This window comes from Corynebacterium sp. BF-R-2 (assembly GCF_024586525.1).
GTDB classification, from domain to species: domain Bacteria; phylum Actinomycetota; class Actinomycetes; order Mycobacteriales; family Mycobacteriaceae; genus Corynebacterium; species Corynebacterium singulare.
Genome location: NZ_JAMFTP010000003.1, coordinates 153,555 through 165,396, shown reverse-complemented (window position 1 = coordinate 165,396; position 11,842 = coordinate 153,555). Strand labels below are relative to the sequence as shown.

At 63.8% G+C, this 11,842-nt stretch carries 11 protein-coding genes; 5 read left to right on the top strand and 6 right to left on the bottom strand.

What is annotated here, in order from left to right:
- Position 1: 1 nt before the first annotated feature.
- Entirely contained in the window at positions 2 to 1,150 is a 1,149-nt protein-coding gene (locus M5J09_RS03070) for an ATP-binding protein (protein WP_257156913.1), read from the bottom strand.
- A 113-nt stretch (positions 1,151 to 1,263) separates the two neighbouring features.
- Here M5J09_RS03070 and M5J09_RS03065 point away from each other — a divergent pair, with 113 nt between their 5' ends.
- From M5J09_RS03065 to M5J09_RS03055, 3 genes are all read left to right on the top strand, one after another.
- Positions 1,264 to 2,319 (top strand): PspC domain-containing protein, encoded by a 1,056-nt coding sequence (locus M5J09_RS03065; protein WP_257156912.1) that lies wholly within the window; start codon positions 1,264 to 1,266, stop codon positions 2,317 to 2,319.
- 131 nt (positions 2,320 to 2,450) lie between these two features.
- Positions 2,451 to 3,566 carry an HNH endonuclease signature motif containing protein gene (locus tag M5J09_RS03060; protein WP_257156911.1) on the top strand — a complete coding sequence of 372 codons (1,116 nt, stop codon included), beginning with the start codon at positions 2,451 to 2,453 and terminating at the stop codon, positions 3,564 to 3,566.
- A gap of 167 nt (positions 3,567 to 3,733) precedes the next feature.
- A complete protein-coding gene (locus M5J09_RS03055; RefSeq protein WP_257156910.1) occupies positions 3,734 to 4,294 on the top strand; it encodes a hypothetical protein in 561 nt (186 codons plus the stop codon).
- A gap of 89 nt (positions 4,295 to 4,383) precedes the next feature.
- Here the strand turns inward: M5J09_RS03055 and guaA are convergent, their stop codons facing one another.
- Complete coding sequence (gene guaA / locus M5J09_RS03050; protein WP_306558010.1) at positions 4,384 to 6,003, bottom strand: glutamine-hydrolyzing GMP synthase; 1,620 nt, start codon at positions 6,001 to 6,003, stop codon at positions 4,384 to 4,386.
- On the opposite strand from guaA, the gene M5J09_RS03045 reads away from it, so the two are divergent.
- Entirely contained in the window at positions 6,002 to 6,919 is a 918-nt protein-coding gene (locus M5J09_RS03045) for a DMT family transporter (protein WP_257156908.1), read from the top strand. The genes guaA and M5J09_RS03045 overlap by 2 nt on opposite strands.
- Here M5J09_RS03045 and M5J09_RS03040 read toward each other — a convergent pair.
- Both M5J09_RS03040 and guaB read right to left on the bottom strand, forming a co-directional pair.
- Positions 6,916 to 8,031: a GuaB3 family IMP dehydrogenase-related protein gene (locus M5J09_RS03040; RefSeq protein ID WP_042529442.1), complete on the bottom strand. Its 1,116-nt coding sequence runs from the start codon at positions 8,029 to 8,031 to the stop codon at positions 6,916 to 6,918. The two genes, M5J09_RS03045 and M5J09_RS03040, sit on opposite strands and share 4 nt — an antisense overlap.
- 9 nt (positions 8,032 to 8,040) lie before the next feature.
- Entirely contained in the window at positions 8,041 to 9,555 is a 1,515-nt protein-coding gene (gene guaB, locus M5J09_RS03035; protein ID WP_042529440.1) for an IMP dehydrogenase, read from the bottom strand.
- A 138-nt stretch (positions 9,556 to 9,693) separates the two neighbouring features.
- Between guaB and M5J09_RS03030 the strand changes: the two genes are divergently transcribed.
- Positions 9,694 to 10,068, top strand: coding sequence for a DUF5319 domain-containing protein (locus M5J09_RS03030; protein ID WP_042529438.1), 375 nt, complete (start codon positions 9,694 to 9,696; stop codon positions 10,066 to 10,068).
- Between the two features lie 73 nt (positions 10,069 to 10,141).
- Here the strand turns inward: M5J09_RS03030 and M5J09_RS03025 are convergent, their stop codons facing one another.
- Positions 10,142 to 10,993 (bottom strand): hypothetical protein, encoded by an 852-nt coding sequence (locus M5J09_RS03025; RefSeq protein ID WP_257156907.1) that lies wholly within the window; start codon positions 10,991 to 10,993, stop codon positions 10,142 to 10,144.
- A 59-nt stretch (positions 10,994 to 11,052) separates the two neighbouring features.
- The gene (locus M5J09_RS03020; RefSeq protein WP_083280772.1) at positions 11,053 to 11,676 is read right to left on the bottom strand and encodes a sigma-70 family RNA polymerase sigma factor; all 624 of its coding nucleotides are present in this window, start codon (positions 11,674 to 11,676) and stop codon (positions 11,053 to 11,055) included.
- Between the last annotated feature and the right edge of the window lie 166 nt (positions 11,677 to 11,842).

The following is an 11,842-nucleotide window of genomic DNA, read 5'->3' as shown; positions in this document are numbered from 1 at the left end:
CTCATAACGCTACCGCCAGCTCCACCTCGGTGCCTTCCCCCGGGGTCGAGGAAATCCGCACGCGCCCACCGACGCTCTCTACGCGCGCGCGAATACTGTCACGAATGCCGTGTCTATCAGCGGGAATCTCCTCTACGTCAAAACCCACCCCGCGGTCGCGCACAAAGATGCTCAGCTCGCCCGCCAGCAGCTCCGCATACACATCCACCGCATTCACCCCAGCGTGTTTCCCGGCGTTGACCATCGCCTCGCGTGCTGCCTGAATAAGCAGCTTCGCAGACTCCGTCAGCTCCGCATCCTCGCCCACCGTCACGGGAGAGACCCGCAGGTCGAAAAGGTCCTCTACCTCCCCACACGCCGCCTCGAGGGCGCCGAAGCAAGTGGTGGGGGCGGCGGAGGGGGCGTCGAAAAGCCAGGCCCGCAGCTCGCGTTCTTGGGCACGTGCCAAGCGAGTCACCTCACGAGGTTCCTCCGCCCGCTTCTGAATCAGCGCCAGCGTCTGCAGCACCGAGTCGTGCAAGCGGGCGGCAATCTCCGCGCGCTCTTCCGATACCGCCTTCGCCGCCTGTTCCTGCGACAGCGACCGCCACAGCTTCAGCACCAGCGGCACCACCAGCGCGCCAAAGCCCACCAGCGTCAGCGCCGTGGCCACAATCGCCGAGCCCGATCCGCTCTCCCACGTCACCGCCGCCACCACGACGCCACCGAGCACCAAGGCGGCACCGGCTGCCACGGCGACCAACCCCACCGGTGTGTTCAGCCCTCGGTCGTAGGCCAACCACGCCAACACCGCGCCGATGGCCACCACCGCCAACGGCACCGCCGCGCTTGGCGACGCCCCCGACACCCCCAGCACGCCCACCGCACTGCCCGCCAGCGCCAGGGCCACCAACCCGAGGGAGAGGGGGCTGCGGCGGGAGGAGGGGGCGTCGTCAAGCGCGGGCGTGAATATCCACAGCCCCGCATAGGCCAACGCCCCTACCCCACCCAGCAGGGACAACGCAGTCAAGGCGATGCGTACGGAGAGCACCGGAACCTGCAGATGCCGCGCAAGCCCCGCAGCCACGCCGGCCACCACGCGGCCAGACTGGGGGCGCGCCATCACGGGATAGGGCGCCGCGTTCTCTGCGGGCACATAGGGCGAAGTCATACTAGCTATAGTCCCACGCTCCACCCCTCGGGCACATCGGGGACAACCCTGAGGTCGAAAAATCAGGGCGATTACCGATACCGCCGCGAGGCCCCACGCGGCACCATAAAAGTATGACGAAGAACAACACACTCAACCAGATGTGGGCGACCCGCCCCGTCCGCCTTCCCAAAAAGCAGGGCGGCGACGCTCACATCGCGGGTGTCTGCGAAGGCATCGCGGTGCGCTACCAGGTCGATCCCACGCTCGTGCGCGTGGCCTTCGTGGTCGCCGCGCTCGCCTTCGGCGGTGGCATCGCCGCCTACCTCACCGCGTGGGCGCTCATGCCGCGCTTTGGCTCACCCTACTGCCCGCTCGATGCGGCCCTGGGCAAGGACGGCGTTAAGGAGGAGCAAGAGCTCGGCTGGATCCTCATCGTCGGTGTCCTTCTTACTTTTAGCTCCGGCCCGCTGCTCCTCAGCGGACAATCCCTCGCAGGCCTTCCACCCGCTGTGCTGACCTTCGGGCTGCTGGCGCTGGCATGGTACGCCCTTCATCAGCGCGAACCGCTACCGCCCGGCGGGCTGTTAGCCACTGAGCAGCCGGTGCGCGAGGAGCCAGTCGACCTCACGTCTTATACTCCGGCAGACGGCCACCCCTTCCCGCCAGGCCGCGCGGCCCCGCCGTCGTGGGATCCTCTCGGCGTGGTACCCGAAGCTTGGGACCTGCCGGAGCCGGGCCCGCGGGAGGAACCGACAAAGAAGCGCGGTTCACAGTGGGCTGAGGGCGCAATTGCGCTAGGTGCCGTCGGCGTCGCTTTGATGATTGCTTTCCTGGGAGTCACCTTCGTCACCGAGGCTGACGACGAATCCGGTTTCAGCGCCCGCTTCAACGTCGGTTCTCAACACATCGCGCCCACCCATGAAGATGAGCTCGAGGACTACTACGACCTGGGTATTGGCACCTCAACAGTGGATTTGAGCCAGATTAAAGAGCTTAAGACCAAGCATGATGTCACCATCGATATCGGCATCGGCAGCGTCGAGGTCATCCTCCCGAAGGACATCCCCGTCGCGCTGACCTGTGATAACGGCTTGGGAGAAAGCAACTGCACCGACCGCCATGACCCCGGCGCGCTGCTGAATATCCGCATCGACCAGGGCATCGGCGAGCTCACGGTCACTGGCTAGACTTGCCTGCATGATTCACTTCGGCACCCTGCGTTCTGACGTCAGCACGAGGTAGTGAAAGCCACAAGGTGTGTACTGCGATTTCTTCTCTTAAGTAGCGGGGTTTGCCAAACTGGTTTAGGCTGTGGGCTATGCAACTGGGGGGTTACATTCAGGCACTAGCGCGCGGACTCGACGTGGTCGAGCAGTGCGCCGATGTCTCGCGCGCGCAGCTGGTGCAGATGGGCGCGCGGCCGGACTTCGCGGAGAAGCTGCTGCACCTGCACGCGGTGTATTTCGGCGACACTATGTTCCGCTCTCGGCAACGCAAGGCGCGCCGCACGCGGCACGACGTCTTCACGCTGCTCGATATTGAGCGCTATTGTTCTCGCCTCAAGGCGCGCAAGGCCTGGGAGCTGCGCCAGCTGCTCGCCGCTACCCCGCGGGAGAAAATCCCCATGGTGGCGAAGGCAAAGCTCAAGGAATGGCGCCCGCCGAAGGACCCGGAACCGGGCGTGCGGGTGACGCGCCGGGAGGGTCGCAACCACACGCTAAGCATTACGGATTCCTCGTTGAGCATCTCCAGGATGCTGGCCGTGCTCAAAACCACCGATAAGGATTTGCTTACCGCGGCGCATACGGTCTTCCGCGGCGGGGGCGGTTCGGGCCAGAAGCTCCAGTCCAACGTCATCGTGCGCCTCGATGAGCTGGACCGCATCGTCGACGGCGATGGCGAGGAGATTGAGCTGCAGCTCACCAACGGCGCCACGATGACCGGCGCGGACTTTGTGCGCGAGGCGCTTGCCGACGTCGGCCTCATCACCCTCGTCCATCCCCACGCCGGCCCCGTCAACTTGTACATGGCGAGCCGCTTCGCCAGCCCGAAGCAGCGACTTGCCTTGTCCGCGGAGCATCCCACGTGCGCGTGGCCGGGATGTAACGCGCCTGCTGACGAGTCCCAGATCCACCACCTCATCCGCTTCCAGGACGGCGGGCCGACCAATATGGCCAATATGGTGCCGCTGTGTGCGTATCACAATGCGGTCAATGACGATGACCCCGAGCGCCCCACCGGCCGCGGACGCCTCGATCGCATTGACGGCCGCGTGCACTACCTGCCGCCGTGGGCCGGACCGCCGATCCCGATTCCCAGCCCCGCGCATCCGCCTCCCGACTCTTCGCCTGAAGCTATGGCTAGCTCGCGGCCGCATGACAGTGGGGCGCCCCCTGACCCGCCGCCGGATTCAGGAGAACCGCCCACGGGCTAGCCGCCCCGTTCCCCGTAGTGTCGAGCCCCGCGGTGTTAACCTGCGCTGGACTCCAGCCGCTCGCTGAGAAATCTTCTCGGCGTGCGGCTACTCGTGCGCGCCTTCAACGCGGGTATGCCTGCACACTGGCCCGCCTCAGGCTGCCGAGTGCCCTAGTGTGGGGAAGCATGACCCGTTTATCGTTGTTTCCTTGGCTCCTGCACGTCGCGATGTTGACCGCATGCACCACGCCGGTGCCCGAAACACCGAAAGACTCTACCGCGGCGTGTGAGACGGAGAATGCGTTTTACCACCAGCGCTACGGCCTCGGCGCGGAAGGCGTCACGGCACTGCGAAGCAACGCCGTACCGCGCTTCTACTTCACCGTCACCGAAGGCGGTTTTGACCCCTGTGCACCGCTGAGTTACTCGGTGCTCACCGGTTCCTATGGCGACCTCGAGAAACCGAACGGGATTGTGGCGTCAACAGCCCAGGGTCTCATCGTCTGGGATGGCCCAAACCCCTTGGCTAACACGGGCGTAACAGCAGCAAGCATCGAAGATGTACAGGTGATTGGCGCCGACACCCTCCGCGCCACCTTCGGCCGCCGCGCCGGCGCTACCGCTGAAGGTGTCACCGAGCGCGCCACCGTGCAGCTCCGCATTCAGGGCGACCAGCTCGTCCCTGTCGGTGGTGATGTCGAACTCTATGTCAGCATCATCGCTGAGACCCCCACCATCATCCCCTAACAAAGGAACGAAAACGCACAACGCGGCCGAGCCCCATTCCTCAAGGGCCCGGCCGCGCACCGTCGCGAGGGAGTTTTACTCCCGCGCGTTTACTCCCACTCGATAGTTCCCGGCGGCTTCGAGGTCACATCGAGCACCACTCGGTTAACGTCCTTGACCTCGTTGGTGATGCGGGTGGAGATCTTCTCCAGCACATCATATGGCAGGCGGGTCCAGTCCGCGGTCATGGCGTCCTCAGAAGACACTGGGCGCAGCACGATTGGGTGGCCGTAGGTGCGGCCATCGCCTTGGACGCCGACGGAGTGGACGTCGGCAAGCAGCACCACCGGGCACTGCCAAATCTCGCCATCCAAACCGGCATTGGTCAGCTCGGTACGCGCGATGAGGTCCGCCTGGCGCAGGGTCTCGAGGCGTTCCTCGGTCACCTCACCGATGATGCGGATACCCAGGCCCGGGCCCGGGAAAGGCTGGCGCCCCACGATTTCCTCCGGCAGGCCGAGTTCGCGGCCAACGGCGCGAACCTCGTCCTTGAAGAGCAGGCGCAGCGGCTCGACGAGCTCAAATTCGACGTCGTCAGGCAGGCCGCCCACGTTGTGGTGGGACTTAATGTTGGCGGTGCCGTCGCCGCCGCCGGACTCCACCACGTCCGGGTAGAGCGTGCCCTGCACCAGGAAGGCGGCATCCTGGCCGTCCAGCGCTTGGTCGACAACGCGCTCGAAGGAGCGGATAAACTCCGCACCGATAGCCTTGCGCTTGGCCTCCGGCTCGGTCACGCCGGCCAGCTTGTTAAGGAAGGCCTCGCGTTCGTCAGCGGTGATGAGCTTCGCGCCCGTCGACGCCACGAAGTCCTTCTCCACCTGCTCGCGCTCCCCCGCGCGTAGCAGGCCGTGGTCCACGAAGACACACGTCAAGCGTTCACCGATAGCGCGCTGCACCAGGGCTGCAGCCACCGCGGAATCCACGCCGCCGGACAAGGCACAGATAGCGCGGCCGTCCTCGCCGATTTGCTCACGCACATCCTCGATGAGGCGCTCCGCAATGTTCTCCGCGGTCCAGTTCTGCTCCAGGCCAGCCACCTCGGTGAGGAAGCGGGTCAGCACTTCCTGACCGTGTGGGGAGTGCAGAACCTCCGGGTGGTACTGCACGCCGGCCATCTTCTTGGACAGACACTCAAAGGCCGCGACAGGCGCGCCGTCGGAGGAGGCCGTCACCTCGAAGCCCTCCGGGGCCTCGGAGACGGAATCGCCGTGGGACATCCACACCTTGTGGGTTTCCTCTAGGCCCTTATGCAGCACGCCGCCGGACACGGTCATGTCCGTGCGGCCGTACTCACGAGCACCAGTGGCAGCCACGGTGCCGCCGAGGACGCGAGTCATGGACTGGAAGCCATAGCAGATGCCGAAGACCGGGATGCCAAGTTCGAGCAGTTCAGGCTTGAGCTCCGGGGCTCCGTCAGCGTACACAGAAGACGGTCCACCGGAGAGGATCAGAGCGGCCGGGTTCTTGGCCTTAATCTCCTCGACCGACGCAGAGTTGGGGACGACCTCGGAGTAGATGTTGGCCTCACGCACGCGGCGGGCAATGAGCTGCGCGTACTGGGCGCCAAAGTCCACCACGAGGACAGGACGCGGGGTTGTATTTGGGGTAGTCACGGCCACCAGTTTAACGCAGTACCCCCGTGCCAGTGAATGTTGGACAATAGTCCGCATGACCAATCCGCTCGCCATTCTTTGTGTCATCGGCTCGTGCATCTCGCTCCAGCTCGGCGCAAGCCTGGCCATCCAGCTATTTCCCCACGCGGGCACGTGGGGCACGGCATCGATGCGTTTGCTTGTGGCCTCGGCAATCCTGCTTCTCATCTCGCGCCCGAAGGTCCACACATGGGGACGCGAGAAGTGGATGTCAGCCACCATTTTTGGTGTGTCACTGGGGTTGATGAACGGCTTCTTCTACGCGGGCATCGACCTCGTTCCGCTGGGTCCGGCGGTCACCATCGAGTTCCTCGGTCCGTTGCTGTTGGCGGCGGTGTTATCGCGCTCGCTTCGCGACGCCACCTGCGTCACCCTCGCCCTTATCGGTATGGCCCTACTGGGCGTGGACTCGCTGACCGGAGAACCACTTGCCCCGCGCGGCGTAGTTTTTCTGATACTCGCGGGCGCGTGCTGGGCGGCCTATATCTTGGCCAGTAAGAAGGCCGGGGCGCTGTTCAGTGGGCAAGACGGCCTCGCAGTGGCGCTGTGTATCGGAGGGATCACGCTCCTCCCCCTCGGCGGCAGCGGCGCGGCGAAGCTGGTGAGCGATCCGCAGCTGTTCGCCTTGGCCTGCGGCACGGGCGTGCTGGCCTCGCTTATCCCCTACTCGCTCGAGTTCATCGCCCTCAAGCGCCTTGCCCCCAATGTCTTTTCCATCCTCATCGCATTGGAGCCGGTGTTCGCAGCCTTCTTCGGCTGGCTGCTCCTAGCCCAAGGCGTGACCGCGCTCAAGCTCACGGCCATTGCCTTGGTCGTTGCAGCGTCGGTCGTTCAGACGATGGTGCCGGCACGCGGGCGCATTATCTTCCGCAAAATTGCACTGCGCCCGCGCCGGACCCGAACCCCATGGCGTTTCCGCTGCCCTAAAAGCTAGCGGACGGCTAGGCCGACCTTCTGGAAGGACTTCAAGTCCGTGTAGCCGCACTTAGCCATGGCCCGCTTGAGGCCACCCACGAGGTTAAGCTCACCCAGCGGCTCGTTCGACGGGCCGTGGAGAACCACTTCGAGGGAGGGGACCTCGCCCAGCTCGGCGTCGATAACGCCAACCGGCTCAATGATGCCGCGCGGGAAACGCGGGTGGCCAGCGGTGGACGGCCAGTACCAGCCCTTGCCGCCAGCCTCCGCTGCGCGTGCGAGGACCGGTCCCAGCACGACGCCATCAGCGCCGCACGCGATGGCCTTGGCGATGTCTGCGGAGGTGTGAATGTCGCCGTCGGCAAGCACATGCACGTAGCGGCCCCCAGTCTCATCAAGGTAATCGCGACGTGCGGCCGCAACATCCGCGATGGTCGTCGCCATCGGGATATCAATGCCCAGCGTCTCCGGGTTCGTGTTCACGCCCGAGCCGACGATGATGCCTGCCGCACCCGCACGCATGAGGTGCAGGGCCGTCGTATAGTCCGCCACACCACCAGCGATGACCGGGGTATCGAGCGAACCGATGAACTCCTTGAGATTCAGCGGCTCGCCACCAGTCTGCACGTGCTCAGCAGAAATGAGCGTGCCGTGGATAAACAGCAGCTCCGCACCGGCCTTGATGACCACCGGAGCCAGCTCGCGGGCATGCTGCGGCGACACGCGCACGGCCACGGTCACACCGGAATCGCGGACCTGGGCGATGCGCTCAGCCAGCAGCTCCTCGTTGAGCGGCGCCGCATGCAGTTCCTGCAGCGTAGACAGATCCCCGAAGTTCTCCGTCACGCGGGCAATCGCGCCCTCGAGATCCTCGTGGCGGCCCCACAGGCCCTCAGCGTTAATGACGCCAAGGCCGCCCTGCTTGCCCATCTCGATGACAAACTCCGGGGTTGCCAGTGCATCGGTGGGTTGAGAGACCAGCGGAACGTCGAAGGTATACGCGTCAATGTTCCACGAGGTGTCGACGTCCTTGGAGGAACGCGTACGGCGGGTCGGCACCAGGGAAACCTGGTTGAGGTCATAAGTACGGCGAGCCTCACGGCCGACGCCGATTTCTACGTAATCGCGCATGATGAGTCCTTAGCGGTAGTTCGGAGCTTCGACGATCTGCTGCAGGTGGTGCGGGTGAGACTCCTTAAGCCCCGCAGCGGTGATCTGGACAAACTGCTTGGTCTTCAGCTCAGCCAAGGTGGCGGAACCGGTATAGCCCATGGAGGCGCGCAGGCCGCCGACAATCTGGTGGACGATGGCGTCGATATCGCCGCGGAAAGGCACGCGGCCTTCTACGCCTTCCGGCACGAGCTTGTCTTCGCTGCGCACATCCGCCTGGAAGTAGCGGTCCTTGGAGTAGGAGCGCTTCTCGCCCGACAGGCCACGGCCCTGCATAGCCCCCATGGAGCCCATGCCGCGGTAGCGCTTGTACTGCTTGCCCTGGACCACAACGATGTCACCGGGCGACTCCGTGGTGCCCGCCAGCATCGAGCCCAGCATGACGGCGTCCGCGCCGGCTGCCAGCGCCTTGGCGATGTCACCGGAGTACTGCATGCCGCCGTCACCAATGACAGGCACGCCAGCGGGGCCAGCGACGGAAGCTGCTTCCATGATGGCGGTAATCTGCGGCGCGCCCACACCGGCCACGACACGAGTGGTGCAGATGGAGCCCGGACCAATACCCACCTTGATGGCATCCGCGCCGGCCTCAATCATGTCGCGTGCGGCCTGACGGGTGGCCAGGTTGCCGCCGATCACGTCGATGCGGTCGCCGAAGTCCTTCTGGACGCGGGAAACCATCTCCAGCACGCGGTTGTTGTGGGCGTGGGCGGAGTCGACGACGAGGACATCCACGCCGGCGTCGACAAGCATGCCTGCGCGCTCGTAGGACTCCTCACCCGTACCGATACCCGCGGCCACGAGCAGACGTCCGGAGGAATCCTTGGACGCGTTAGGGAACTGCTCAGTCTTCACAAAGTCCTTGACGGTGATGAGGCCGACGAGCTTGTTCTCGTCATCAACAATAGGCAGCTTCTCCACCTTGTTGGCGGACAGCAGCGCCAGCGCCTCCTCCTTGCTGACGCCTTCCTTGGCCACGACCAGCGGCATCGGGGTCATGATCTCAGAAACCTTGCGGGAGAAATCCGGCTCGAAGCGCATGTCACGGTTGGTGCAGATACCCACGAGGACGCCCTGCTTATCGACGACCGGCAGGCCCGAAATCCTAAACCGCGCGCACAGCGTATCAACTTCATCGATGGTCATGTCCGGGGTGGCGGTGACCGGGTCGGTGACCATGCCGGACTCAGAGCGCTTCACAATCTCAACCTGCTGGGCTTGATCCTCGGCGGACAGGTTGCGATGCAGCACGCCGATGCCGCCTTGGCGGGCCATGCCGATGGCCATGCGGGCCTCGGTCACCGTGTCCATCGCGGCGGACGCCAGCGGCACGCCGAGGCGAATGTTGCGGGTGAACTGCGCCGAGGTGTCCACCTCGGAGGGAACGACGTTGGATTCTGCTGGCAATAGCAGAACATCATCAAACGTGAGGCCGTACAGTGCAATCTTGTCGGGGTTGTCTCCGCCGGTGTGGACGTGGCTCATGAGGGTAAAGCTCTCCTAAACTGACCGAATAGTTGTATGCGGTGATCCTCACTGTAGTGCGTGAGCAGCCCCTAGTGGTAGCCGTGGGTAGGCTCAATAAAATTGCCATGTGAGCGCGGAGTCAATAGGCTCGCAGGCGTGAACTTTTTCGCCAACATGCCCCGCGATCCCTTCGCGGACGATCCGAACGACCCGGCTTCCTTCCTCGGGGAGGAGGAACACGTCGATCCGCTGTCCGAGGAGGACCGCCTCGGCGTTATTCATGACCTCGCCATGGTCCAGGAGTTTGCGCGCGTGCTGAGCCCGCGCGGCATCGACGGAATATTCTTCTTCTGCGAGGACTGCGAGGAAAACCACTTCTATGAGTGGCACATCCTGGCCGCCAATATGCAGGCCACTCTGCAGGGCCAATTGGCGCCGGTCCATGAGCCAGGCGCCGAACCGGATCCCGCGCGCTATGTGCCGTGGGATTATGCCGTGGGCTACCTCGATGGCATGGATTCACGCTACTAGCGCACGGCCAACGTGCTGCACCTCAAAAAAGAACCTCTCCCTGGGATTCAGGGAGAGGTTCTTTCTTGTAGTACTACTGCTGGAACTGCGCCGGCGCAAGGCCGTTATTCTCCGCAGCGCCCTCTGTGTCGCCGTTCGGAGCTGGGGCTGGCTGCTGCGGAACCTGCTCGCCGCCACCTTGTTCAACGGGCTCAGGGTAGTTCTGCACCGGCGGACTCAGCGGGTTACCAACCGAGACGGTGCTCGTCACCACAACGGTGGACACTGCAGTCTCGAACTGCGTCACGGTGACCGGCTCCCGCGGTTGCTGCTCTTCTTCTTTCGCTGGGGCGGGCTTCTCCACGGTCTGGGTCTGCGTCACGGTGGTACGGGTCTGCTGCTTTGCTGGGCGCTCAGCCTGCTCTGCGCGGTCCTTCTTGGCCTGATCCACCATCTTTCGGGCTTCCTCAAGCAGCTGGCGGGTACCATCCATGTCCCCCTGTGCCGAGCGCTTTTCCATCTCCTCCAGCGTGCCGGCCAGCTCAACCACGGAGACGTCTTGGTCATCGGCACCGAAGAGAGACTGGTTGAGGCCGTACAGCGGGGAGCCGGGGCCCGCGTTGACGATCACGGCGCCGGAGCCTGCAATGAGCAACGTGGCCGCGGCAGCACCAATAAGGCCGTGCATGAGCGGCTTACCGCGACGGCGACGACGTGCCGCCGCCAAGGAAATAACCTCAGGTTCCTCGTCTGCGCCTTCAATGAGCGGAGCCGGGGGCATGTGCTGTTCAACATCCCTGCGAAGCTCCAACAGGAGACCCGCTAGCTCATCACCGCCATCAGAGGGGTCAGTGCCTTCGGAGAGACTGGTGAGGAATGCATCATCGTCAACCAAAGGCTGCAGCTGCTCAGCGACGCTCGGCTGAGCCTGATCCTTTTGTGCCATGATGTCCTCCCTTCCTTGATAGAGAATGCTTTAAATTATCCGTGCCAAGTGCCGATGACTTACTGAGTCTCGGTCGCGCGCGAATCGAGAGACTTACGCAGTTGCGCCAGCGCACGATGCTGTGCCACGCGGACTGCGCCAGGGGTAGACTCCACAATCTCCGCAGTCTCCTCTGCCGACAGCCCCACGAATACACGCAAGATGATGATGTCCCGGGCCTTGTCACTTAACGTATCGAGCAACGCACGTACTCTGTTACTACCGTCCATGACCAGCGCAGATTCTTCGGGAGTGACGTCGTCAGCAGCGTCCTCCGGAACCTCATCTGTGGGATGGGTCTGGTCACGGCTGAGCGCACGGTGCGCGTCGGTAACCTTGTGGGAGGCAATACCGTAGACATAGGCCATGAAGGGGCGGCCCTTGTCCTTGTACGTGCTTATCGACGTCGCCACCGCCAAGCAAATCTCCTGCGCCACATCCTCGGCCGTGGGTTGGCGATTGCCGCCAATACGGGCACGGCAATAGCGCAGCACCTGTGGGTGGATGATGCGCATGATGTTCTGAAGGGCACGGCGGCTACCGTCGGCAGCCAGCGGAACGAGGTCCGCTAATTCCTTATCACTGTCACGCTTCGACGCCATTGCATCGCCGCCCGTGCCTGTAGCTTGAGTAGCCACTGCCATCCTTGCTCTGCTTGCCCTAATTTCTTCACATTCTGCACAGACATCATGTCACACCCTTCTCACGAAACCCGAAACGACGGGGCCTATTCCCAGCCCTTAAGCCAGTCTGGGAAAAGTTCATACATAGTTCACCTTCGACATAAAGGCAGGTCACTACCGCTAAAAG